Origin of the sequence: Synechococcus elongatus PCC 11801 (assembly GCF_003846445.2) — a bacterium.
Classification (GTDB): Bacteria; Cyanobacteriota; Cyanobacteriia; order Synechococcales; family Synechococcaceae; genus Synechococcus; species Synechococcus elongatus_A.
In genome coordinates this window covers 2481224-2505351 of record NZ_CP030139.2, presented here as the reverse complement: position 1 = coordinate 2505351, position 24128 = coordinate 2481224, and the positions used below count along the sequence as shown (strand labels likewise).

The following is a 24128-nucleotide window of genomic DNA, read 5'->3' as shown; positions in this document are numbered from 1 at the left end:
GCCAACGGTGTGAGGGATCAACTCAAGGCTCGATTGCGACAAGCTTCAGCGATACCGTCTAGTCGCGTGGGGTTTGAGCAATTGTCGCCGCAGTTTTTGCGTCCCTTCGCGCGTGAGTGATTTCAGCATGAACTTCGAAGATATCTATCGCTTCTTCCAAGATCCGCCGCCGCACTATCTCAGCAAAGAACTGGCGGTTTGTTATGTCTTGGCGGTGCTACGGCACGAAGATTCCTACGGGACGGAGCTGATTCAGCATCTCGAAACTCAGTGGCCCAACTATCGGCTGTCCGATACCGTGCTGTACACCGCTCTCAAATTTCTCGAAGATGAGCAGATCATTTCGGGCTACTGGCAGAAAGTAGAGGGACGCGGACGACCCCGCCGTATGTATCAACTGGCCCAGGTTGGTGACGATCGCCCCCGAGAACTCGCGCAGCTTTGGGAGAGGTATCTCACTTCCGCAGCAGCCAACGATCGCCGCCTTATTCCTGCTGAAGCACGCTGAGAATTTGATGAGCGATCGCGGCTGAGCCACCTGCCGACCCCACACGCTCTTGGCCGTTGCGTTGACAGCGATCGCGATGGGTTGGATCTTGCAGCGTCTGCACAATGACCTGAGCTGCTTGCTCCAGATCAGCAGGTTGAGCGGTTGTGGTGCCTACTGTTTGCACCGACTCGGTGCCGAGTAGCCGCATTTGCGCCTCAGCAAAGCGGTAGGTGAACTGTGGCCCCTCACCAATGATTTGGACGACCGGTTTCCCCAAGCCAACTGCTTGCTCGACCGCTGTGCCAGCCATCCCGACAACGAGCTGACTCGCCTGCAAAATTTCGGCAAAGGCATCGCTGCGGCAGAGGACTTCGACGCCGTGATCGCCTACTGAGAGTGAGAGGCGATCGCGGCCATCAAATTGCCAACCTAAATCTGTGGCGATCGCCTGCAGTTGGGTTGCAGCCATCGCAGGCACGATCGCTGCCGCAAAAGTAAAGTTGCCCAGCCGTGCCAGTCGCTGACAGAGCTGGAGTTGCAGCTTGAGATTGGCGATCGCTTCCGGTAAACGGCTGCCAGCCAGTAATGCAATCAGAGGACGGTCAGTCGGGAGTTTAAGGTCAACACCACAGGGCTGCAGCGTATCCATGATCGGGTAGCCGCAGAAAATGGCCTTGGAAAAGCCTCGGCTCTGGAGATCGGTTGCCGTAAAGGCATCACGACAGAAAATTTGCTGACAGCGGCGCGATCGCAAGAGTAGCTGGGTCAGCCACGGCAACCGAAGTCGGCCTTCGTAGTAGCTTGATGTCGAAACCAGAAAAGCAACAAAGGGCCGTCCGGTCAGTCCTGCGAGGGCGATCGGGACAATATCGCCAACGGCAACTACGAGCTTGAACTGCCGCCGCTGTCGCCAAATGGCTGCAATCTGCCGCAAACTCAGCAGCACGAGTCCTTTAGACAGATCGCGCACCAATACCCACGGATTCATGTAGAGCAGGCCGCCCGAAGGCATCTGATCTGTAGGGCCAATGATCGAAATCCCGAGCCTGCGATAGGCGTTGCCTGCGCCCACGATCGGTTGCGCCGCGATCGCCAACTGAGGATTGGCTGCCTGCAGTGCCTTGACGATCAAGCTGGCATTGAGGTCTTCGCCATGACCATTACTGAGAAACAGCAGATCACGCATCGATCGGCGCCCCATTCTCAACTGGAGGCAAGCCAGCCCGATCGCCCAGCTCAGTAGAGTAGAGAGCAGTGCTGCTGTTGTGTCTTTGAACTGCCATGTCCGATCGCGTCACGCTAGCCTCGGTCTTTTTCATCACGCTGTTGCTCGTGATTGGGCTTGTTTTCTTCATCCGAGGGTCGTTCAAAGACCGCACGACCACCCAAGAATTTGAGAGCGATCTCGATCGTCCGACGCTCATTACGCAGCTGCAAGATTACTTCCGCAATCGAGCCTATCGCGTGATTGAGAATGATCCGACTCAGCAGCGGGTTGTTTTTGAAGGCATCGTTGCGCCGAGTCTGTTTCTTGCCATCTTTGTTGTGACTTTGGCAGCAACAGGCTTGGGTTGTTTGGGGCTGGTGATTGCGATCGCCACGGAGAGCAGTCCTCAACTGGGTTTGATTCCTGCCGTTCTGGCCCCTTTTGCAGGCCGGCTCTACTGGCAGAAAGCGCAGCGCTCGGAACAGGTGACATTACAATTCACCGCGGCAGACCGTTCGGACTTTACCGTGACGGCCCACCGCGATGAGTTGATTACCCTGACGCAATCACTGCCCTTGCGATCGATCGAGCCTTAGGTCGTCGGCCAGTTAACCCAATCTTGGGGCTTGAGGAAGACATCATAGAGCTCTTGCTCACGGCTGCCCGCCTCGGGTTGATACATGTACTCCCAGCGCACCAGCGGTGGCAAGGACATCAAAATCGACTCGGTGCGGCCATTGGTTTGCAGCCCAAAAATAGTGCCGCGATCGTAGACCAAGTTGAATTCGACGTAGCGCCCCCGACGGTAGAGCTGGAATTGACGCTCGCGATCGCCCCAGGGGGTGTCTTTGCGGCGTTCCACGATCGGGCCGTAAGCCGGTAGGAAAGTACGGCCGCAATCTTGGGCAAAGGCAAACAGTTTTTCCCAGTCGAGATCGGGAACGATGCCAACTTCCGCTGCTTTTTGCCCAGCGGGGCCAGAAGGGGCAGGCCCTTTGTTATAAAGATCGCCACGTCCGTCTTGGTAGTCGAAGAAGATGCCGCCAATGCCGCGCGTTTCACCCCGGTGTTTGAGGAAGAAGTATTCGTCACACCAGAGCTTGAAGACGTCGTAGAAATGCGGGTTGTGGCGATCGCAGGTGGCCTTGAAGCTGCTGTGGAAGTGCTTAGCGTCTTCGGCAAAGGGGTAGTAGGGCGTTAGGTCAGCGCCGCCGCCAAACCACCAAACGGGACCTGCCTCAAAGTAGCGATAGTTGAGGTGCACCGTCGGGATGTAGGGATTACGCGGGTGCAGCACCATTGAGGTGCCCGTCGCAAAGTAGCCATGACCGGCGGCTTCGGGATACTGCGCCAAGATTGAAGGCGGCAGTTTTTCGCCCCAAACCTCTGAAAAGTTGACGCCGCCTTGTTCGAAGACATTGCCTTCGCGGATCACGCGCGATCGCCCACCGCCACCTTCAGGACGCTCCCAGCTATCTTCACGAAACTGACTGCCACCATCCAGTGCTTCCAGACCCACGCAGATTTCATCCTGCAGCGTCTGCATGAACTGCTTGACCCGCTCGCGGGAATCGCTAGGGGGCACCGGAACGGTCGTAAGGTTCGGAGTTGCAACGGTCATAGACGTGACACGAATTTCGATCAGTAATGAGCTCGCTGGTTGTGGCTAGCACGGGGCAGGCTCCGCCTCTCATCATCCCAGCTTGAGCCGAAGGCAGGCAGGGCAGCATTAACAAACTGTTGCAGAAGCTCGCCGGAATGGAAAACTTTTGAAAGAAACACCAAAAGTCCTAAAAAAACAAGTCATAAAAACTATAGTTGAATTAATTTTACCTACATGAAACTAATTGTTGCATCAATATTGTTTTTAGCTGGGTTGGAAGCAGTATTGTCCACAGCAGTGAAGGCATCAATTGTCTATGACTTAGACAGGGGTGTTGAGATCCGCTGTATAGATGGTGACCCGCTTTTTATAATGGTATTCCGAGGTGTTGGCCTGTTGCATGGTAATAACGGCACTATGGATGCTGCTTATCCCATGCCAAAAACTAATAGCTTGATTGCAAAAGGCAATTGTTTTGGAAACCCAATCAGCGCCCAAAGCGTAGAGCAGATGCGACAAAGTGTTTACCAGTACTGCGTTGCTGCAAGAAATCCCTATTGTCGTTATTAGAACGATCTGATGGATTTATTCATATCTGAGTTGCCTCTTAGTCAAGACCTAAATAGCAATTTCATTTGTTTTGGATCGCTGCAATAATTTGCTGATTTGCTTTGGGGAAGGCAAAATCGTCTAATTCTGAGGGCTCTACCCAGCGAACTTCAGCGCACTCGATCGCCTGCGGCTCACCCTCTAAATGCTGACAGTGGTGAACGTGCAGCGTCACACGAAAATGCGTGTAGGTATGGTCAACCGAAATTAAATGTTCTCCGACTGCGATCGCGATGCCCAGTTCCTCTTGAATTTCGCGGCGAATACAGTCTTCGATACTTTCGCCCGCTTCAATTTTGCCGCCCGGGAATTCCCATAGCCCGCCCAGCAAGCCTTCCGGTTTACGTTGATCAATCAGAATTTGGCCGCGATCGTTCCAAATGACAGCGACACCAATTTGTTTGTGGGGAATCGGCGAGCTAGCTTCGCGTAGGGGGAGTTGTTCAGTCATTTCGGTATTGTAGGCGGCGCAGGCAAACGACCACGGACAGCGATCGCAGCTAGGTTTGCGCGGGGTACAGACCGTCGCGCCCAAGTCCATAATCGCCTGATTAAAGTCGCGGGGATGCTTGGGATCGATTAGGGCTTCCGACCATTGCCAGAGCTGCGCGATCGCCCGAGCCGGTGGCAGCGGCAACGCCCCTAAACGAGCCAGCACCCGTTTCACGTTGCCATCCAAAATCGCTTGGGGCTGATTGAAAGCCGCACTGAGAATGCCGCCCGCAGTCGTGCGACCAATGCCAGGTAAAGCTTCGACGGCAGTTGCATCCTCGGGGAAATATCCCTGATGCTCCGTCACAATTTGCTGGGCAGCACGGTGCAAATTGCGGGCGCGACTGTAGTAACCCAGCCCTTCCCAAGCTTTGAGAACAGCATTGAGATCGGCGATCGCCAGTGCTTCCACAGTCGGGAAGCGTTCTAGCCAGCGCTGGTAGTAGGGAATCACCGTCTGGACTTGGGTCTGCTGCAGCATCACCTCCGAAATCCAGATGGCGTAGGGGTCGCGAGTCCGACGCCACGGCAGATCGCGCCCCTGCTGCTCATACCAAGCCAGCAGCGATCGCCGCAAATCCGGAATCGCTGCCGTCGGAAACATTAGCTAGCCAGATATTCCTGCACTTGCGATCGCGCTTGACGCAAGGTGTGTAGCGCCTCGCGCTCCAACTGACGCACGCGTTCGCGGCTGATTTGCAGGCGATCGCCAATCGAAGCCAGCGTCATCACCTGACCATCTTCGAGGCCATAGCGCAGTGCGATGACTTGCCGTTGCTGATCGGTGAGTTGATCCAAGAGGCGATCGATATCCCGACGCATTGACGCCTGTAGCGTAAATTCTTCCGGCGTCGTGCAATCCGTTTCCAGCAAATCACCCAGCTCTGTATCTTGGTTATCGCCAACACGCAGATCCAAGGACAGCGGATGCCGTGCTTTTTCGAGGTAGTCCCGAACTTGTGCTGGGGTTAAATCCAGCGCTGCGGCTAGCTCCGGCAAGGTTGCAGTCCGGCCCAGTTGTTGCGACAGCTGGCGCTGCATTTTCTTGATTTTGTTGAGCTTCTCGGTGATGTGAATTGGCAGGCGAATTGTGCGCGCTTTTTCCGCGATCGCCCGCGTAATGGCTTGGCGAATCCACCAATAGGCATAGGTGCTAAAACGATAGCCTTTGGTCGGATCAAACTTCTCGACGCCGCGCTGCATGCCGATCGTGCCTTCTTGGATCAGATCCAAGAGGTCCATGTTGCGCTTGAGATATTTTTTGGCAACCGAAACGACCAGGCGCAGATTAGCCTCAATCATCTTGCGCTTGGCCTGCTCGCCCAAGTTTTGCTGCTGACGCAACTCTTCGACGGAGATACCAGCAGCGGCAGCCCACTCAGTTTCACTAGGGTCGCGATCGCCCTCTTCCGACTGCAACGTCTGTCGCAGTTCTTGGAGCTTCATCCACTGCTGGACCCGCTTTCCAAGGACAACCTCTTCTTCATGGGTCAGCAGGGGCACCCGACCAATTTCGCGCAGGTAGGTGCGGACTAAATCGGAGGTAGGAGTCTCAGGTTTGGCCACGGGAAACCTCGGCAACACGGTGGACGACGAGCCTTGGCCAGTCAGAAGCGGTTCTGGCTGGTGAAGTTGTCTTAATTTTTGTTAACTTTCTTTCAGCTTACGTCATAACTGAGGGGAAACCTAGCGATCGCTCCTCATAAATTGCTGATTTTTCGCGATCGCTGCCTTCTGGAACTCTCCAAGGACGCTCCTATGTCGAGAGCCGTTCTCTAGCGATCGGGATACAGCCAAGACCGGAGCACTGTCGAGTTTCCTGACTTAGGCCGGAACTGCTGCCGGCACAGCCGCCCCAATCAGATACAGGAGCGCCATGCGCACCGCGACACCGTTGGTCACTTGCGGCTGAATCAAGCTAATCGACTCATCTTCCATCAAGTCAGAGCTGAGTTCCACACCTCGATTGACTGGCCCCGGATGAAGAAGCTTCACGGTTGGCTGGCAAGCCCGCAAGCGATCGCGGGTTAAGCCAAATTCGCGGTGGTATTCCCGCAAACTAGGCAACAACGACTGACTCATCCGCTCCTGTTGCAAGCGCAAAGTCATCACAAAATCAGCGTTTTCCAGTGCCGGTTCTAGTTCCCAATGGACATGCAGCTGCCGCTGAGCATTGCTCCCAGGAATTGGGGTGTCAGCGAACTGGGCAAATTCCGGCGGCAGTAAGGTTGGTGGTGCTGCTAAATGAACTTCGGCTCCAGCGGCTGTCAAGCTCCAGATGTTCGATCGCGCCACCCGCGAGTGGAGAATATCGCCGACGATCGCAACTTTTTTACCAGCGATCGCGCTGAGACTTGGTTGTTCCGGCTGAATCACGCTGCAGATCGTGAACAGATCCAGCAGTGCCTGTGAGGGATGCTCGTGCTGACCATCGCCCGCATTAAGGACTCGCACTTGCGTTCCCAACCGTTCCATTTCACGGGCGATCGCCTGCGGGACACCTGCTTGGGCATGGCGCACGACCATGATGTCGCTACCCATCGCCAGATAGGTGCGCGCCGTATCGAGAATCGTCTCGCCTTTGCTCAGTGAAGAACTGCTGGCGGCAAAGTTAATCGTGTCAGCCGAAAGGCGTTTCGCAGCCAGCTCAAAGCTACTACGCGTCCGCGTTGACGGCTCAAAAAAGAGGGTCGTCACGACTTGGCCCTGTAGGGTCGGCACCTTTTTGTTGCGACGTTGCAGCACCTCAGCAAAACCTGAAGCAGTGCGCAAGACAGTTTCGTATTCAGCAGGGCTAAAGTCTGCCAGCGACAGAATATGTCGGCGTTGCCACTCGCTCACTCTCAAACTCCTCGTTGCAATGCTTCGGCACGACGATCGCGGCGTGAAACAGCAGGACTCTCAGCCAAATACCAGCGCCACGGTAAATCAGTCCCTTGGGTCAGGCCAATCCGCGTGGTTTGAATGATTCGTCCCAAGGGCTGATCCACGACTTCCACATCTAAGGGACTGGTCGGACCCAAGTAAGCCCCATCTAGTTGGCGATCGATTTCCAAAAAACGGCAGAGTCGTCCGGGTCCAGATGCCGCGATCGCCTCAATGTCAGGAAATTCCAGCGCCCGAATCAGCACTGCACTAGCCAGACCTCCCGCTTCTGTCGCGAGATTGATGCAGTGATAGCGCCCATAGATTTGGTAGACATAGACCTGTCCCGGCGGGCCAAACATTGATCGATTGCGATCGGTCTGACGACGATAGCCATGACAGGCCGGATCGCCAGGCGCATACGCTTCAGTCTCAACAATGCGACCGCGAATGACGCGACCATCGGCAAAGCGCCGAACTAGCCAGCAGCCTAAGAGTGCGATCGCGGCATCGGTGGCAGGCTGGGTCAACAAGGGCTGCCAAGGCTGCTCCAACATGCCACCAACAGTCACAGCCGCCGCCAATCATTAAGAAAGCCGACAGGAGCCTCGCCAAGACCCAGTCGGCACGGCAAGCTGAGGGGTATCGGGTTGCGAGCGCCGTGCACTATGGACTTCAAGCTTGTCTTACTCCTGCTCACCATTCTCTTCACCCTTGCAACGCTCTACTTTGGGACGCGCAACGGCTTCTACGATTCTGATGATTACCACGGCAATGGCACCGCTCACTAGCCAGAGCGACTAGTTTTCAGGCAAGTCACCACTGCTTTTAGGCAGTTGTTCGGCTTCAGGACATTCTTCAGAGACAGTGATCTCGACGTTTGTACGCGGGAATGTAGCCAGTCGCTGCGTAACCGCGCCAATACTTTCGAGGCGAACCATTTCTTCCCAAGAACAAATTTCGTCTTCTTCTTCTGTTTCGTAACGGAGTGTCACCAGGTCGCCCTCGATATCGAGAATGCGAGCACGTTCAATCCACCGTTGCTGATCTCGAAGGAACACCCAGACCTCCCGACCGTCGCTACAAAGTTGGTAGATCTTGCGGTGTAGCATCGTGGTTCTCCAGGGCAGACTTATGAACGACCCGTGACCATCGGACTGTTGGGGCACCATTCCCTGACGGGATTGGGCTGATCATAGTACACGCGTCCAGCTACTCCCATGATGCCCGATTTCTGGTGGGGACAGTGCAGCACCCATTGGAGCCAGACTGCTGCCAGCTTTAGGTGACATCAAGGCTTCAAAGAGACTCATTTTTTGAGCGATCCGATCGATGATCTCACCAGCGACCCCGCCGTTCGAGTTGGGTATAGATGGTTTCGATCCGTCGCCACAATTCAGCGTCACTATTGGCCCATTTCAGGGCTCCTTTGAGGTACTGACGAGCGCGATCGATCTTGTTCTGAGCGATGAGTTGCTGCGCATAGTTGAAGTAAACCCAGCCCTTGAGCCGTCGCGCTCGAGCATCGTGAGGCAATGCCCGCAACAGTTCATCAACGACCAGCAAAGCCTGCACCCATTGCCCCTTTTGCCGTAAGTCCTCAAGTTGCACCTCAGCATTGCGACGGAGAAGCTGCTGTTCGGGGGTTAACGGCGGGGGCTCTGGCGGGGGGGCAGATTGCGTTGGGGACGATCGTCGGGTGACAGTAACGCGAGTTCCTGCTGGATTATCAGCGGCGTCTGAGTGCTTAATAGAGGCGGCCTGAGCACGATCGCGCAAGACTTGCTGCAGCGTTTCATAGGCGATCGTCAACTCCTGAAACTGAGTGTGGGCTTCCGGATGATCGTTGCGATCGGGATGGAGCGCTTTGGCCTGCTGTCGATACTGCTGCTTGAGTTGCGCTTCATCAAAGTCAAGAGGAAGTTGCAGCAACAAGCGAGCTTGAGTGACCTCATCCATCAGTTCGGTCAAGGATAAACGTCTTTACGCTAGCGATCGCAGCTCCAAAGTGACCACTCTGCTTGGCATTCATCTGAAATGTTGTCGTAGCCCTATCATCAGCAGCACTGAGCAGTCTATTCAAGAGACTTCAGTATCATCAGGTCAGCCCCACGATTGAGCGGTTCCCATGCTGTTGCAGCGTTCTACCTGGCCTGAAGTCGAAGCTTATCTGCAACAGAGTGACGGCATCATCATCCCTATCGGCTCCACTGAGCAACATGGCCCCATTGGACTCATTGGGACTGATGCAATTTGTGCGGAAGCGATCGCCCAGGGGGTTGCTGATCGATGCCAAGCGATCGTTGGGCCAACAATCAATGTCGGTATGGCGCTGCACCATCTCGCCTTCCCCGGCAGTATTAGCTTGCGACCCAGCACCCTGCTTCAGGTGTTGGTGGACTACCTCAGTAGCCTGGCTCAGCACGGCTTTCGCCACTTCTATTTCATCAATGGGCATGGGGGCAATATTGCAACGGTGCGTGCTGCGTTTGCGGAGTTTTACGCTGTGGCAAGCGATCGCCGCTGCCCAGAACCCGATCGCCTGCGCTGTCATCTCGCGAACTGGTTCATGGTGCCTGCAGTGACCCATCTGGCCCGCGAGCTGTATGGCGACGAAGAAGGGTCCCATGCCACCCCCAGTGAAGTCGCGCTCACGCAGTTCGTCCATCCCAAGTCCATTAAAAAAGCGCCGCTGACCGCTGAGGTGAACACCAGTCATGCTATCTATGCCGCAGCTGATTTCCGACGCCGCTATCCCGATGGTCGGATGGGGTCTAATCCTGCTCTCGCAACACCTGAACAGGGTCAACGTTTCTATGAAGCGGCTGTGGCAGCACTCAGCCAATCCTATGAATCTTTTCTGGTATCAGAGTGAGTGCGAGTCATTGCTTTTTAGTTGACTCAAGACACTAGAAACGCTCTGTCATCTGAGCGGCGATTGACTTATTCAAATAATCTCAAGAGCCAGTCTGTCTTGCCGATCAAGACCAAGACAGTTTCACATCGTTTTATTAAAAATTTGGCTTCGCTGCTAGACATGAGCGATCGCCAGCGAGGAGATACGAATAAAGTTTCATAAAATATCTGCCTAAACATTTGAGTAGGATCCAGATACTGACTCAGTTTCAAATTAAAAACAAGCGAGAGTTTTTATCAGGTGCGGGGTATGACTAGGGACATGATGATTATTCGCATTCGCCCAAGTCGTTGGCTAGTCCTGAGTCTTGTTGTTATCTCGCTGATCCTGATGGGACACACGCTGCTCCAGTCAGCACCCTCAGAGGCAATCAGCACGGGTGCGAAGACGCTACGCCAGGAACTCTCAATTGCCAGACCCAATCAGGATGGCCAAGAAATTCTTCCTAGCAAAACCATTCCCTTAAAAGTTGGAATTCAACTTAAGAATGTCTACAACTTGCAGTTAGCACTCCAAACCTATTCTGCCGATGGTTGGTATTGGGTAGCTTGGACAGAAGAATTAAACGAGATTCTGCAACAGGAAAATCTCCGTCCGGGTAAAATGATTGATTTCTTCAATCAGGTGGAGCCTTGGAACTCTCGAATTGAGCCAGAGACGAGTGAACCAAGGCGGCTACCCGATGGTAGCTATTACCAAACTTTTCGTTTCTCAGGGAATTTCTACATTGCCCAGATTGGTGAGCGGCGATCGCCTTTTAGCAGCGTGCAGTTACAGACCGTTCTGGAGACGCGCCCAGAGTCCTTTGCCTTTAGCAATCATGCCGTAGTGCTAGAGCCAGACCCGAACATGACAACAATTGTTGGTAATTACAGTGAGCTGTCAGGCTATAAGCTCGAAAAGGGCTGGATTGAACAGTCTACAAATACCTACCCAATTTCCGCCAAAAATACAGAGGAGACGTTTAGTCAGTTGAGCGTCAACGTCCTCTATTCTACTGAGCCTTGGTCGGCCTTTATGACTTGGATTCTGCCGCTACTGATTGTCATGATCATCGTGCTGCTCGCTCCTAGTTTGGATAGCCTCTTAGAGGAAGTTCGTCTCGCTATTCCCTCAACAGCATTACTGACACTAGTCCTGATGCAGCAGAGCTATAAGAGCGAACTGCCTGCAATTCCCTATCTCACTTTCCTGGACAAGATTTACGCTTATTGCTATCTAATTTCGCTAGGACTTTTTATCCTGTTCCTTTGGAGCTCTAATCAGCTAGAAGCAGTCAAGAAAGAAGAGAAAGACACTCTACGCATCCGACTGAACCACATTGGCACAATTGGGCAAATCTCAGCTTGGATAAGTTTGATTTTGGTCGCTCTGATTGCTTGGTTTCTTTAAACCCATTGGCTTATTGTGACGGATGGCAACTGAGCAAGCTCACAGCATGAGGCAATCGTTCTAGCAATGAGTGCGTAGACAGCACATTAAATCAGTTCCAGTCCACGAATAGATGATCCCTATAAGCGGAGGACTCGACGCAACACACTCCGCAGTTGATCGGGTCGCGATTGATTGGAGGTTGGCGCCAAAAGGCCAGCCCTTGTTAATACTTGTTTGCGCTGGGCTAATTGTTCAGCCATTGCTTCAGCTAAATTGGGGCAGCGTTCTAAGAGGTGGCGCAGGTTATTGCGATCGACAACAAACAGAACACTCGGCTCGATCGCCACGACCGTCGCTGTGCGCGGGATATCCAGCATCACTGCCAATTCACCAAAAAAGTTACCAGACTCAAGAATTGCGATCGCTTCTTCTTGCCTCTGCACCTGCACACTGAAGCGACCATGCAGAATCAGATAAAATTCTTCTCCAGCTTCACCCTCACGACAGAGAATTTCACCTGCATGACAGGCGCGGCGATAGCCTTTTTCAATCAGTAAGCGAATTTGACTATCGTCATAGTCTCGAAAGAGATCAACGCGCCGTAACAGACTGGGTAAATAGTCGCTTGGCAGCTCCGCTACAGTGGCATTTTGAGGTCGGTGAATAACCATCTGCGGAAATGGAATTTGAATATTACGCTGCTGAAACTCACTAGCAATTCGAAAATTGAGATCACTTTTGATCGGCTCAATAAGTTCGGGGCGATCGGTCCAAAATAGCAGCTCAAAATTCAGTGCAGAATCACCAAAGCTGCGGAACCAAACTGTGGGTGCAGGTTGAGAAAGAACGCGACTATCCTGTCGGGCAACGGTGAGCAAGGCATCCATCAGCCAGAGGGGATCGGTGCCATAGGCGACACTAATCGGCAGATGAACACGGCTGGCAGTGCCTTGATAGCTCCAGTTAATAATATTGGAATCAACTAGGCGATCGTTAGGAACAATGACATGTACTTGATCGAGGGTGCATACAGAAGTCGAGCGGAAGGAAATTTTTTCAACGGTTCCAAGAACTCCATCCAAGCTGACCAGATCGCCAACTTTAATCGGTTGCTCTAGGAGCAAGGTGATGCCGCTAAAAAAGCTAGCAGATAGCTTTTGCAAACCTAAGCTCAGTCCTAGGCCAAGAACACCAGCCAAGACCGTGAACGAGCTGAGATCCAAACCGATCGCTTGCAGGGCAATCAGGAGGATAAATGCTGTCAATAGGTAGCTACTAATGGTGGCGATCGCCTCGCGACTGCCTCGCTCGACCCCCAAACGCACCAGCACAATCTCACGCAGCCAGCGGTTGATCTGACGCATCAGGAAGAGCAGCAAGCCAGCCAGTAAGACCAGCAGTATCAGCGACCCTAAAGAGAGTTGACTGTTGCCCAGCCGAAAGAGAGGCGTGCTGGCCCACCGTTCCAAGCGATCGATCAAATCCATCGTCAAGACACTCTTGGGTTTTCTGGAACAGCGATCGCCCAGCCTTCAACGGCATAGAGAGCCACCTCGCCGTAGCCGCGAATTGCTGATCGCCCCAGCGATCGGGTTTGCAGGCGATCGCCCAAAACCTGTTGCAGTGCTTCACTGATCACGATCGGGGCTTTGAGTTCCTTGGTCATGCTCTCCAATCGACTCGCCAAGTTGACCGTATCGCCCATCACGGTGAATTCCAGCCGTTGGGGCGAACCAATGTTCCCTGCGAGTACTGGCCCGCAGTGGAGACCGATGCCGTTATCGAGGACGGGGCGACCTTCGGCTTGCCAGCGCTGATTGAGGGTTTCGAGTGCCTGACGCATACCAAGAGCCGCTGCGATCGCGGCCGCCGCATCAGCTTCTTCTCCTTGGGAGAGCGGTGATCCAAACACCGCCATCACTGCATCGCCAATAAATTTATCGATAGTGCCACCGACTTGGGTGATCTCGGTCACCATCGCCGTCAGGTATTCATTGAGCTGACTGATCAGGGTTTCCTCATCACCCAAACTGGCACGATCACGCGTCAGAGCCGTAAACCCCCGTAGATCACAGAACAGAATCGTGACGGTTCGGCGCTGACCCCGCAACAGCTGCTGCGCTTCTAAGGGACTTTGCAGAATTTCAGCGACGACAGCGGGTGCCACGTAGCGTTCAAAGGTCTGCCGCAGCCGACGGCGTTCCAGTCCCTCTCGTAAGTAGGCTGCTGCGCCAGTACTGACGCCAATCGCCAGACTGCCAACGAGGGGTAGCAGTAGTGGCAGGACCCAGCCTGCTAGCAAGCTCAGCCAAGCAACGACCATCCAGAGTCCCGCTGCAGCGATCGCCGGAGCAATCTGCCAACGCAGCGATCGCCCCGATCGCGAAACCAGCACGATTGCCACTGAAAACAGACTGGTGAGCAAAGCCCGCATGGGGGCAGACTGGGGCCAGAAGCGTAACCCCGAGCGATCGCGATCGTTCGCTAAGGCAGTGGCCAGAATTTCTACACCGGACTGAATACCCCAGGGAGTTGCATGCTGATCCTGCAATGATGCAGCCGTCGGACCAATCAAAATCAGGCGATCGCGCACTTGGCCTTGCACTCGTCGCCACTCTGCGTCATCCAACACTTGCCAAGCAGAGATCTGAGCGAGATGTCCCTGCGGCCCGTAGTAGCGCAGCGCCCGAGCTGGCGATCGCTCTTTTTGCAACGTTTCGGGCAGGCTGGGCAAGACAGGGAGCCCAAGCGGTGCAACCACGGTTTCACGGTAGCGGGCTGGATGGTCGAGAATCTGGCCATCATCTGCCGGCAGGGTGTTGATGTAGCCAACCCGCAGGTTGGAGCCCAAGGTCTCCGTCAGTTCACCCAGACTAAGACCACCACTGCCATCAGGCTCGCGATACTCGGTTGCCAGGCTGATGCGATCGCCATAGCGTTGCAATCGCTGTGCTAGCGCGGCATCGTCCTCTGGCCCAAAAGCACTGGGGGTGACAAACAGGAGGTCAATCGCGATCGCGCGGGCTCCAGCTGCAAACAAGCGATCGATAAGTTGGGCATAAATTGCCCGTGGCCAAGGAAATCCCTCCAGATCTTTTGCCCAAGCAGGGGCCTGGGGATCCTCACTGAAAAAGGCGGCCTGATCAAAACTGGCATCGTCAATTTTGACGATCAGCAGGTTAGTTGGGGCAGGGCGAGTACCTTGCAAAAGCAATAGCTGTTGTTGCAGCGCTCGGTCAGTACGCTGCAGCGTGCGCGGCATCCAAGCTGCCAACCCACCGAGAGCCACACTGACCACAATCAGAAGGCGCCAGCACCAACGATCGATCGAATTGGGCTGCACTATGGTTTCCGCAAACGGCGATCGCTCAATCTTAAGCCTTGCCAGCAATCATCTCCGCTCGTGGTTGCATTCAGTAAGGGTTAGCAGTCCTTATTGATGTCCATCTCAGAGACTCTAGAGGTTCCAGAATATTTCCCCCTGACCTAGTTCTTCAATTACCAACTGCGATATTGAAATGCCAGATTGCTGTGCCTTGGCCTAGTTTTTCGTAAAGCGCGGTCGCTGGCTGATCTTCAACACCCGTATCGGCCTGAACACTGACTATTTCTCAGTTATTGACTGAGATCACAGTGCAAGCCAACTACCGAAATTACTCTTAAACACCATATACATTGAACTTTTGTTTGTCAGATCAATGCAATCTGGCGCAGCTGGATTCGAGATCCACTTTGCGTATCTCTAGGCAAAATTGAGTATTGGAAAAACCCAAGATTTAGAAGAAGAATGGAATACTGGGCACCGATGGAACTGGGATACCTGGAATTCCTGGCAAGCCCACGCCTGGGAAGAGAATTTGGTACTGATTGAGGATGTTCGATAACCCCGGCAAGGGTTCCTGATAACCGCTAAAGAGTTGCCCTTGCAGGAAGCCTGCAAAATCGCCTGCTGTCAACTGCAAAATTGTCAGCAAAACTCCCTCAGGACTGAGCTGCAACTGTTGCCCTGCCTGCAGAACCACCGTTTTACCTTCATTTTCGGGGAAGGTTTCGATGGGGTCACCAGCTTCAGTCAGGCTGGGGTCTGTCGTGAGTGAGGCATCGCCGGCTGGCATGTTGGGCGCTGGGATTTGTCCAGATGGACTGTCACTGCCAGGGATTTGAATGGTCGGGTCGCTCGGTTCTTTGAGGTTCGGGTCTGTGATCAGAGCCGGATCGGGATTGGTATCCGCGCCTGCCGTTCCTGCCTGCCCCTGAAAGGTGGTCACTGCAACCTGTCCCTCTAAGACTGAGATGTTGGTAGCACCGTCCGCCGTGACTTCAACTACATAGTTCGTGCCGCGAACACTCAGGCGGGCTGACTTGGTGCAGCCATCTTGGGGACCTGAAATCAGAATTTGGCCCCGACTGATCTGAAAACAACGGGAGCCAATTTTGATCACCGATTGTTGCCCCAAGCGCCCGATCGCCTGATCGCTGAAGCGCAATTGTGTCCGCGAATCCCCCGTACGCACCAGTTGGTTGCGGCTGGCTCGGCTGTTGACAGGGACCTGGCGATTATTGATGAAAACTTGGTTGCCATCCAAAATTTCCACAATTGTGGCCTGTTCTGCAGCGATCGCAGGAGCACTCGTAAGCCAAGCACCACTTCCCACAAGTGCTGCGCTCAAAAGCATGCGAGCCCATGCGATCGCCATATTTGCCTCTCAGTTGCAGTCGCCGTTGCCCCTATTACATCAGCTTTAGCAACGTCTGACCCAAACCCTTAACGTCCGGTAGGAATCGCTGGGTCAGTCGGGGTTTCCCAGCGTGAAGGGGCCGTTGGCTCGTCTGGCAGAATCAGCGGCGGTCTGGCCTGCTCCCATGTCCGAATTTGTGCTTGAGCCACACCGTAGAGCGGACGCCCTGGCGGAATTTGCTGCGCCAAGCGAATGGCGCTGTCCCAATCCTGAGCTGCAGCAAAGGCTTGAGCTTGTGCGAGCAATTCGCGATCGCCCTGGGCATCGATCTGAAGTTGCCAATCCTGCACTCGCGCCTGCGCGGCTGTGTAGAGAGCACGACCGGGAAAAATCCGCTGGGCAGTTGCGATCGCTTCCAGTAGTTTTCCTTCAGCCGCAAGACGATCGGCAGCTTGTAGGGTGGGCTGATCTTCGCTTTGCTCAATCCGAGCCTGCCAGCTCTGTTGAAGGCGTTTGACCTGAGCCGATCGAGGATTGGTCTCGGCAATAAGGCGAACCACCCCTAGAGCTTGGCGCAAGTCTTCAATACGTCCACTGGCAGCGAGTCGTTCTGCCTGAGCCAGACGGCGCAAATCCTCAATTTCAGTTTGCCAGCGACTGCTGTACTGCTGAATCAAACGAGCCAGCGGACGATCGCGGGGATAGGTCTCGGCAGCGGCGACAACCTTGGCCAGTTCCGGAATCTCGCCACTCCAAGTTCGCACTTGCCAAGCTTGTAGTTGTTGCAAGTCCTGCGCCGTTGCCTGCAGGGCTGGGATAGTTTGGAGCGCTGCTACCACCTGCTCAACCGGCGCTAAGTTCCGTCGTTCCAGCGCCGTCTTCGCCAGATCTAAAAGGCGATCGCCCGTTCGTTTGAGGTTGGCATCCGCCACATCCCGCACGGGGCTGGAGCGGGGTACGGATTGGAGCAGTTGCACTGCCACAATCAGGCTGTCCAAATCGTCTTTGGCCAGTTGCTGCGCCACCTTGGGAAAAGGCCCTTGGGGCGATCGCACAGCAACAATGCGTTGATTCAGCGCTTCATAGCGTCGCGTATTCCAGTAGGAGCTTTCATTGGCTAATAAGCCAGAAGCAAGGGCTGCCGCCCGATCCCACTGCAGTTGCATCAGTTCAGCTTCTGCTTCCGCCACCAACTGCTCAGCCTCTTCCCAGAGGCGAGGCCACTGTTCGAGCCGCTCCTTAACAGCTGTTTGGGCGCAATCACGTTCGCGACAGGGCACTTTTGGCAGTTGTTGCAGGATGGCGATCGCGCCGGCCAGATCGCCATCATCCAAACGCACTTTGGCCAGATCGATCGCCTGCCAAGTCCACTGCTCGATATAACGCTGAGCCGTGTCGTAGAGGGGGTCCGAAGCCGGAATAGTCTGAGCAAGAAACAGTGCTTGCTGTAAACTGGCCAGTTGCCCTTGTTGGGCCTGTTGACCCGCACAGTAGAGCCGTTCCGCCACGGGTGCCAGCCACCAGACCCAGAAACGGCCGCAGGGTTCATTGCGCGGTTGCACCAACAGGAGAGCGAGGGAACCGGCAGCCAACGCCAGTAACCCCAAACTGAGCCGTCGCTGCCAGCGCCGTTCAGCCTGTTGCAAAGATTCGAGAGAGGCAGTCGGTTGACTCGACATGGAAAGCTTGAATTCAGCCTCAATCGGCCTAAAGATAGCGCGGCCGCACTTCCTGATTTTGCTGCAGGATAGCCGCGATCGCAGCGTCATCGGCAGCAGCGATCGCCGTTTTCAACCGTTCTAGCTGAGTCTGATAGCGATCGATCTGCTCCAGCAATGCCACTCGATTAAAGCGCGCCATCATTGCGCCTAGCTCGGGATTGCCACCACCAACGCGACTGGTATCGCGGAAGCCAGAGCTGGCCAAGGTCGCTGCCAAGGTTTGTACATCTGGATCTGGCTCCTGCAGACAGGTCTGAATCAGACTGGCACTGACAAAGACTGGCAAATGGGAAATGGCAGCGACTGCGCGATCGTGGCTGACCGGATCGCAGCGCAGCACCACAGACCCAAGCTCCTGCGCCAACAGCTCAACCACTGCGATCGCTTCAGGATCGGTTTGATCTGTGGGCGTCAACACGTAGGGGCGATCGTGGAAGAGTCCTCGCAGGGCTGCTTCAATTCCGTTTTCAGAGGTGCCCGCCATCGGATGTCCCCCAACAAAGCGGGGCCACAGTGGCTCCAGGGCACTGACAATCGGCTGCTTGACCGAGCCAACATCGGTGACGATCGCATCAGGCTGCCAGTAGCTGCGCAATTCCTGCACAGTCGTTTCCAGCGCGCCTAGCGGCGTGGCCAGGACAATGACCTCCGCATCCTGCAAGACGGTCGGATCAGAACTGGCGGTATCCACCACGCCTCGGGCGATCGCCCGCTCACAGGTTTCAGGACGGCGACTATAGCCCAACACAGTGTGGCCGCGATCGCGCCAATCAAAGCCCAGTGAGCCGCCAATCAAGCCCAGTCCAACAATGCCGATGCGCATAACGTCTCTTGCCACTGCTGTTGATCCTACCGACCGTAAGGCCGCTAGGATGAGCCAATGTTTGAGGTCGAAGTTCACCAACTGCTGCGCCGCTGGCTGCGGGAGCAAACCCCCGAGAATGCCTGGCCGCATCATCTCAGCGTGGCACGCCTCGCTGCTCGTTCGCTGCGCCTGCAGCAACCCACCTTGCTACAACTCCCAGCCAGCGGGGGCGATCGCCTCTATCTGCGCGGTCTACTCTTGCCGCTCCTGCTCTGGCAAGGCCCCGTAGTGATCCTCGCCGATTCCCTCCTGGGCGATCGCTTGCTCCATCGCGAGTTGCCACTGCTGCAGCATCACTTCGACCTCCAAAAACCGTTGCTGACTGCCGATCAGTTACCCAGCCAAGACTTTCAAGGAATTTGGCTGACCGACGTTGAGCATTGGCAAACCGTCCAGACCCACTATCCCCACTGGCCGCTCGCCATCGTTGCTGCCGAGGACTTGGAAGCACAACTCATCAACGCTGCAAGTGCAGTAATTACCCCTCATGACTGGAATGTTTTGCGCTGCTGCTACCCCGCTGCTCAGGCCCAGCTGCAGGACTGGCAAGCGCGGTTGACCTTTCAGTTATTTCAACGCCCCGTCAATCCCACGCAGCACTATCGGCTGGAGGCTGAAGATTTATTGCCGCTGGTGACATGGTTGCGATCACAGACCAATCTACCCATAGCTTGGCAGCGCTGGCTGCAGGTCCCAACGCCAGCCGTCGAAGTTGCACACCTCGTTCGCGAAACAGGGCAGTTTCAGCTTCGTCGACAGCCGCTAGCGGTGGCAGAGCTGGCCGCCCCACTCTGGCGCGATCGCCCACTTCTCTTGGCAGGCGAAGCCCTCGATTCCAACAGTGCTGCTCCCGTTTGGAGTAATCGGCTGGGTCTACCGACCCCAACCACTGCTCAATTTGCAGGCGATCGCCATGCCCCAGGGCTGCGACTGTTCCTACCCCGCCAAGCTGTCCTGCCCAACACCCCTCATTTTCAGAGAGCCCTCCTCCATGAGCTGCGATCGCTGCTGCTCTGGCTGAGCAATCGTTCAATTGTGCTCATCGTTGACGATCAGCCTCTGCTCCAGCAGGTGGCTAGTGCTTTAGCAGCAGAATGGGGCAGTCGGGTCCAAGTGGGTGCAAGCGCCCAGCACCCAGACAACGCCATCCGGCTCTGCAGCATGGCGACATGGCTGGAACAGCAGCCCCATCACCCCACGCCTGCCGCGATCGCGATCGCCTCGCTCCCCTTTGCCAGCGCCGAACAGCCTCTGACCGCCGCTCGGATCGAGTTTTATCAACAGCAACGCTGGGATTGGTTTCGAGACTTTCTGCTCCCCGACGCCCTTGCCAGACTGCAACAAGCGATCGCACCGCTGCGCAAAACCGGTGGGCTACTTGCTGTCTACGACGGTCGCCTCCAACGCCGCAGCTATGGCCAAGCATTTCTAGAGGCGATCGCGCCCAGTGAACGACTGCCACAACTCAGCCTCGAGGATCCAGCTAATGCTTGGGCCGCTCAGGAAGAGTCCAACAATTAGCTTGTCGGCCAACCGAGAGTTCTGATTGGCGGTTGCTTACCCATTCAAACCATGAAGGTTCGCTTGCCCTGATTGCGGAATGAAGGGAAAACCTGAGCATGCGATGATCGGCAGCAAGACGTTTTGCAGCTAGAGAACAATCGTGGGAGAAGCTAAGCGCCGTCAAAATAGCGATGCCAACACCAAGGCCAACCAACCGCTGATTCCTGGCTTGCCCATTACCAAACAGCAGTCCGAGCAGTTTATTGCGCTCACCACAAAAGGAGCTTGGATCGGCATTGGCGCCCTTGTTGTGATCTGGCTCACCGTGCGTTTGATTGGGCCAGCTTTGGGCTGGTGGCAACTGGCAGATTAGCAGGAGCCTGAATGCTCAGCCGCGATCGCGGGAATACTGAGCAAACTGCCAGCGACCGCTAGCAGTGTTGACAAGACATGGGGATCGCGCTAAACCAAGTCCAACTTGAGAGGGTCACTATCAATCTTAAGAAAGTGTAAAATTATGAATAGCCCAGGAGAACGATCGTGTTCATACGGCTTGCAGAACAACATCGATACTTTGTCAAAGACCTTGTCATGAGCCTACAAGCTCTGGCAACGGCACTCGAGAATCAGGGCTATCTTGCCTCCTGCTACACCTGTGGTGGGCAGATGAATAGCGCCTCTTTCATGGTCAGCTTGGGAAATGACCACTTGATTCGTTTTCTGGTCTCCGACTACGGCATCACTTGGACAGAAATGCGCGACGATCGCGAGCTAATGAAGCTAGAAGGTGCTGAGGCGATCAGTCAACTCCAAGAATTAGCCAACCTAATCAAGCAGCAAGTTTCGCCTCAAAACTGCCAGATTCGCACCCTCAAAGTTTAAAGCGTCCCTGCGATTGATGGCCAACTGACTTCTTTCTTCTTCTCTCCTTCCCAGCAGCGGCTCTCGTAGCCGCTTTTTTGATGGGTCGATCTTGCACAGTAAAACTTTGATTCAAGCCCGATCGCGGCCACAGACTGCGATCGACTGCGGATTTAGCGAGGGCTCAAATACTGTCCCCAAAAGCTTAAGCCAGCAGTTTGGCTCGACGTCAACCTCTTCCTCAGCCAATTCCAGGCTGCAGCTTGGCATCGGTCAGGACGAAAGACTCATCCCATCTCCACCATTCAAAACATGAAAAAACCCCTGCCGAAGCAAGGGCTTTTTACAGATCAGACCTGAATTCCCAAGTTAGGAATTAGTCGAGATCTTTCATCGCCAAAACAGGCTCGGTGGCGCGATCGATACCTTTCTCGAAGCCAGCCGCAGCAGCACGCGCACGGCCTGCATGCCAAAGGTGACCAACTAGGAAGAAGAAGGCCAGAACGAAGTGGCTGGTAGCCAACCAAGCACGGGGAGACACGAAGTTCACCGAGTTGATTTCCGTTGCCACACCACCCACCGAGTTCAGCGAGCCCAGCGGTGCGTGAGTCATGTACTCAGCTGCACGGCGAGCTTGCCAAGGTTGGATGTCGTTGGTCAACTTGTCGAGGTCAAGACCGTTGGGGCCACGCAGGGGCTCCAGCCAAGGACCACGGAAGTCCCAGAAACGCATGGTCTCACCACCAAAGATGATCTCACCGGTCGGCGAGCGCATCAGGTATTTACCCAGACCGGTCGGGCCTTGAGCCGAACCGATGTTGGCACCCAGACGTTGGTCACGCACCAAGAAGGTAAACGCTTGCGACTGAGACGCTTCAGCAGCGGTCGGGCCGAAGAATTCCGAAGGGTAAACGGTGTTGTTGTACCAAACCATCGTCGAGGCAATGAAGCCCATCAACGACAGAGCACCCAAGCTGTAGGACAGGTAAGCTTCACCGTTCCAGATGAAGGCACGACGCACCCAGCCAAAGGGTTTGGTCAGGATGTGCCAGATGCCGCCGGAGATGCAGATCAGGCCGATCCAGATGTGGCCGCCGATCACGTCTTCCAAGTTGTCAACGCTGACGATCCAGCCGTCGCCACCAAAGGGCGATTTCAGCAGATAGCCAAAGATGACGGCAGGGTTGAGCGTGGGGTTGGAGATGACGCGGACATCACCACCGCCCGGTGCCCAGGTGTCGTAGATGCCACCAAAGAACATGGCCTTGAAGACCAAGAGGAAGGCACCCAGACCCAACAGAATCAGGTGATAACCAATGATGTTGGTCATCTGATTCTTGTCTTTCCAGTCTTGGCTGAAGAAGGTGCTGTACTCTTCCAGCGACTCAGGGCCGCGCAGGGCGTGGTAGACACCACCCAAGCCCAGAACCGCCGAAGAAATCAGGTGGAGCACCCCAACCACAAAGTAGGGGAAGGTATCGACAACTTCACCGCCCGGGCCAACGCCCCAGCCGAGAGTTGCCAAGTGCGAGAGCAGGATGATGCCTTGCTCATACATCGGTTTTTCAGGGACGAAGTGCGCGACTTCAAACAGCGTCATCGCACCGGCCCAGAACACGATCAAGCCAGCATGGGCGACGTGAGCACCCAGTAGCTTACCGGACAGGTTGATCAAACGAGCGTTGCCGGACCACCAGGCGTAACCGGTGGAGTCAATATCCCGGCCGCCAGCGATCGCGGAAGGACTAGAGAGCGTTACCACGGGGCAGAACCTCTTCGGGGAAGACGAATTTTTCGTGCGGTTGGTCTTGCGGTGCCATCCAGGCCCGAATCCCTTCGTTCAACAAGATGTTCTTCGTGTAGAACGTCTCAAACTCCGGATCCTCGGCTGCACGCAGCTCCTGCGACACAAAATCATATGCCCGCAGGTTCAATGCCAAACCAACAATCCCAATCGAGCTCATCCACAAGCCCGTCACTGGCACGAACAACATGAAGAAGTGCAGCCAGCGCTTGTTCGAAAACGCAATCCCGAAAATCTGGCTCCAAAAACGGTTCGCCGTCACCATCGAGTACGTCTCTTCAGCCTGCGTCGGCTCAAACGCTCGGAAGGTGTTCGATTGCTCGGAGTCTTCGAACAAAGTGTTTTCCACCGTCGCACCGTGAATGGCACACAGCAGTGCTCCACCCAAAATGCCCGCCACGCCCATCATGTGGAATGGGTTCAAGGTCCAGTTGTGGAACCCTTGCAGGAACAACAAGAACCGGAAAATCGCTGCCACGCCGAAGCTCGGTGCGAAGAACCAGCTCGATTGCCCCAATGGGTACATCAAAAACACGGACACGAACACCGCGATCGGACCCGAGAAGGCGATCGCGTTGTACGGACGGACGCCCACCAAGCGCGCAATCTCAAATTGACGCAGCATGAAGCCAATCAAACCGAAGGCGCCGTGCAGTGCTACGAAGTTCCACAAACCGCCCAGTTGGCACCAACGCACGAAGTTCCCTTGTGCCTCGGGGCCCCACAGCAGCATCAACGAATGACCAAATGCATCCGCTGGCGTGCTGACCGCCACGGTCAAAAAGTTGCCGCCTTCCAAGTACGAAGACGCAATGCCGTGGGTGTACCACGACGTCACAAAGGTCGTCCCAGTCAGCCAGCCGCCCAGTGCCATGTACGCACAGGGAAACAGCAGCAAACCAGACCAACCCACAAATACAAATCGGTCGCGCTTCAGCCAGTCGTCGAGGACGTCAAACCATCCCCGCTCCGCTGGCGCTCGCCCTACTGCAATCGTCATTGGATCTAAAACCTCTTGCCGTACTGAAATCAGAACGTTTCAGCAAGTTGTCCACACCATGATATCGGCTCCAAGGATTTTTACAATCCGACACGAATTGCTCAGAGAGCTTTGACAGCAAGCCTTTGAGCAAATTTA

24 protein-coding genes are annotated in these 24128 nt (G+C 55.0%); 9 read left to right on the top strand and 15 right to left on the bottom strand.

The features are described from left to right. Positions 1 to 127 precede the first annotated feature (127 nt). Positions 128 to 508 (top strand): PadR family transcriptional regulator, encoded by a 381-nt coding sequence (locus tag DOP62_RS12510; protein WP_208674373.1) that lies wholly within the window; start codon positions 128 to 130, stop codon positions 506 to 508. Here DOP62_RS12510 and DOP62_RS12505 read toward each other — a convergent pair. Then, a complete protein-coding gene (locus tag DOP62_RS12505; RefSeq protein ID WP_261789881.1) occupies positions 486 to 1676 on the bottom strand; it encodes a lipid-A-disaccharide synthase-related protein in 1191 nt (396 codons plus the stop codon). The two genes, DOP62_RS12510 and DOP62_RS12505, sit on opposite strands and share 23 nt — an antisense overlap. Positions 1677 to 1771: 95 nt before the next feature. Between DOP62_RS12505 and DOP62_RS12500 the strand changes: the two genes are divergently transcribed. Beyond that, the gene (locus DOP62_RS12500) at positions 1772 to 2293 is read left to right on the top strand and encodes a cofactor assembly of complex C subunit B (protein ID WP_208674375.1); all 522 of its coding nucleotides are present in this window, start codon (positions 1772 to 1774) and stop codon (positions 2291 to 2293) included. Here the strand turns inward: DOP62_RS12500 and hemF are convergent. Further along, complete coding sequence (gene hemF / locus DOP62_RS12495; RefSeq protein ID WP_208674376.1) at positions 2290 to 3318, bottom strand: oxygen-dependent coproporphyrinogen oxidase; 1029 nt, start codon at positions 3316 to 3318, stop codon at positions 2290 to 2292. The genes DOP62_RS12500 and hemF overlap by 4 nt on opposite strands. 216 nt (positions 3319 to 3534) lie before the next feature. Between hemF and DOP62_RS12490 the strand changes: the two genes are divergently transcribed. After that, positions 3535 to 3870 carry a hypothetical protein gene (locus DOP62_RS12490; protein WP_208674377.1) on the top strand — a complete coding sequence of 112 codons (336 nt, stop codon included), beginning with the start codon at positions 3535 to 3537 and terminating at the stop codon, positions 3868 to 3870. A gap of 61 nt (positions 3871 to 3931) precedes the next feature. Here the strand turns inward: DOP62_RS12490 and mutY are convergent, their stop codons facing one another. From mutY to DOP62_RS12470, 4 genes are all read right to left on the bottom strand, one after another. After that, on the bottom strand, positions 3932 to 5005 hold the full coding sequence (gene mutY, locus DOP62_RS12485) for an A/G-specific adenine glycosylase (RefSeq protein ID WP_370538807.1): 1074 nt from the start codon (positions 5003 to 5005) through the stop codon (positions 3932 to 3934). Continuing rightward, positions 5005 to 5967, bottom strand: a complete 963-nt coding sequence (locus tag DOP62_RS12480; protein WP_208674379.1) for an RNA polymerase sigma factor, RpoD/SigA family — start codon at positions 5965 to 5967, stop codon at positions 5005 to 5007. The genes mutY and DOP62_RS12480 overlap by 1 nt, the downstream gene beginning before the upstream one ends. Positions 5968 to 6225: 258 nt before the next feature. Next, entirely contained in the window at positions 6226 to 7242 is a 1017-nt protein-coding gene (locus DOP62_RS12475; protein ID WP_208674381.1) for an aspartate carbamoyltransferase catalytic subunit, read from the bottom strand. A gap of 2 nt (positions 7243 to 7244) precedes the next feature. Next, positions 7245 to 7823 (bottom strand): DNA-3-methyladenine glycosylase, encoded by a 579-nt coding sequence (locus DOP62_RS12470; RefSeq protein WP_208674383.1) that lies wholly within the window; start codon positions 7821 to 7823, stop codon positions 7245 to 7247. A gap of 111 nt (positions 7824 to 7934) precedes the next feature. Between DOP62_RS12470 and DOP62_RS12465 the strand changes: the two genes are divergently transcribed. Continuing rightward, a complete protein-coding gene (locus DOP62_RS12465; protein WP_261789882.1) occupies positions 7935 to 8057 on the top strand; it encodes a hypothetical protein in 123 nt (40 codons plus the stop codon). A 9-nt stretch (positions 8058 to 8066) separates the two neighbouring features. Here the strand turns inward: DOP62_RS12465 and DOP62_RS12460 are convergent, their stop codons facing one another. Both DOP62_RS12460 and DOP62_RS12455 read right to left on the bottom strand, forming a co-directional pair. Beyond that, positions 8067 to 8378, bottom strand: a complete 312-nt coding sequence (locus tag DOP62_RS12460; RefSeq protein WP_208674385.1) for a DUF6679 family protein — start codon at positions 8376 to 8378, stop codon at positions 8067 to 8069. 226 nt (positions 8379 to 8604) lie between these two features. Next, positions 8605 to 9225 (bottom strand): J domain-containing protein, encoded by a 621-nt coding sequence (locus DOP62_RS12455; RefSeq protein ID WP_208674387.1) that lies wholly within the window; start codon positions 9223 to 9225, stop codon positions 8605 to 8607. Positions 9226 to 9394: 169 nt separating this feature from the next. Between DOP62_RS12455 and DOP62_RS12450 the strand changes: the two genes are divergently transcribed. Beyond that, a complete protein-coding gene (locus DOP62_RS12450; protein WP_208674391.1) occupies positions 9395 to 10141 on the top strand; it encodes a creatininase family protein in 747 nt (248 codons plus the stop codon). A 303-nt stretch (positions 10142 to 10444) separates the two neighbouring features. Beyond that, positions 10445 to 11575, top strand: coding sequence for a hypothetical protein (locus DOP62_RS12445; RefSeq protein ID WP_370538806.1), 1131 nt, complete (start codon positions 10445 to 10447; stop codon positions 11573 to 11575). 119 nt (positions 11576 to 11694) lie between these two features. Here the strand turns inward: DOP62_RS12445 and DOP62_RS12440 are convergent, their stop codons facing one another. The 5 genes from DOP62_RS12440 to DOP62_RS12420 all read right to left on the bottom strand — a co-directional run bounded on the left by DOP62_RS12440 (position 11695) and on the right by DOP62_RS12420 (position 18780). After that, positions 11695 to 13044: a mechanosensitive ion channel domain-containing protein gene (locus DOP62_RS12440; RefSeq protein WP_208677099.1), complete on the bottom strand. Its 1350-nt coding sequence runs from the start codon at positions 13042 to 13044 to the stop codon at positions 11695 to 11697. Positions 13045 to 13046: 2 nt separating this feature from the next. Continuing rightward, on the bottom strand, positions 13047 to 14900 hold the full coding sequence (locus DOP62_RS12435) for a CHASE2 domain-containing protein (protein ID WP_261789883.1): 1854 nt from the start codon (positions 14898 to 14900) through the stop codon (positions 13047 to 13049). A 433-nt stretch (positions 14901 to 15333) separates the two neighbouring features. Further along, positions 15334 to 16254 carry a FecR family protein gene (locus tag DOP62_RS12430; protein WP_208674393.1) on the bottom strand — a complete coding sequence of 307 codons (921 nt, stop codon included), beginning with the start codon at positions 16252 to 16254 and terminating at the stop codon, positions 15334 to 15336. Positions 16255 to 16322: 68 nt separating this feature from the next. Continuing rightward, positions 16323 to 17915 carry a hypothetical protein gene (locus DOP62_RS12425; RefSeq protein ID WP_261789884.1) on the bottom strand — a complete coding sequence of 531 codons (1593 nt, stop codon included), beginning with the start codon at positions 17913 to 17915 and terminating at the stop codon, positions 16323 to 16325. Positions 17916 to 17943: 28 nt separating this feature from the next. Further along, positions 17944 to 18780: a prephenate/arogenate dehydrogenase gene (locus DOP62_RS12420; RefSeq protein WP_208674395.1), complete on the bottom strand. Its 837-nt coding sequence runs from the start codon at positions 18778 to 18780 to the stop codon at positions 17944 to 17946. Positions 18781 to 18837: 57 nt separating this feature from the next. On the opposite strand from DOP62_RS12420, the gene DOP62_RS12415 reads away from it, so the two are divergent. The 3 genes from DOP62_RS12415 to DOP62_RS12405 all read left to right on the top strand — a co-directional run bounded on the left by DOP62_RS12415 (position 18838) and on the right by DOP62_RS12405 (position 21207). Next, positions 18838 to 20343 (top strand): helicase C-terminal domain-containing protein, encoded by a 1506-nt coding sequence (locus DOP62_RS12415; protein WP_208674396.1) that lies wholly within the window; start codon positions 18838 to 18840, stop codon positions 20341 to 20343. A 142-nt stretch (positions 20344 to 20485) separates the two neighbouring features. Further along, positions 20486 to 20698 carry a DUF2839 domain-containing protein gene (locus DOP62_RS12410; RefSeq protein WP_208674397.1) on the top strand — a complete coding sequence of 71 codons (213 nt, stop codon included), beginning with the start codon at positions 20486 to 20488 and terminating at the stop codon, positions 20696 to 20698. Positions 20699 to 20865: 167 nt separating this feature from the next. After that, positions 20866 to 21207, top strand: coding sequence for a DUF1815 family protein (locus tag DOP62_RS12405; protein ID WP_208674400.1), 342 nt, complete (start codon positions 20866 to 20868; stop codon positions 21205 to 21207). A gap of 355 nt (positions 21208 to 21562) precedes the next feature. Here DOP62_RS12405 and psbC read toward each other — a convergent pair whose 3' ends face one another. After that, positions 21563 to 22948: a photosystem II reaction center protein CP43 gene (gene psbC / locus DOP62_RS12400; protein ID WP_208674403.1), complete on the bottom strand. Its 1386-nt coding sequence runs from the start codon at positions 22946 to 22948 to the stop codon at positions 21563 to 21565. Then, entirely contained in the window at positions 22932 to 23990 is a 1059-nt protein-coding gene (gene psbD / locus DOP62_RS12395) for a photosystem II D2 protein (photosystem q(a) protein) (RefSeq protein ID WP_208674406.1), read from the bottom strand. Before psbD ends, psbC begins: the two co-directional genes overlap by 17 nt. Positions 23991 to 24128: the final 138 nt, after the last annotated feature.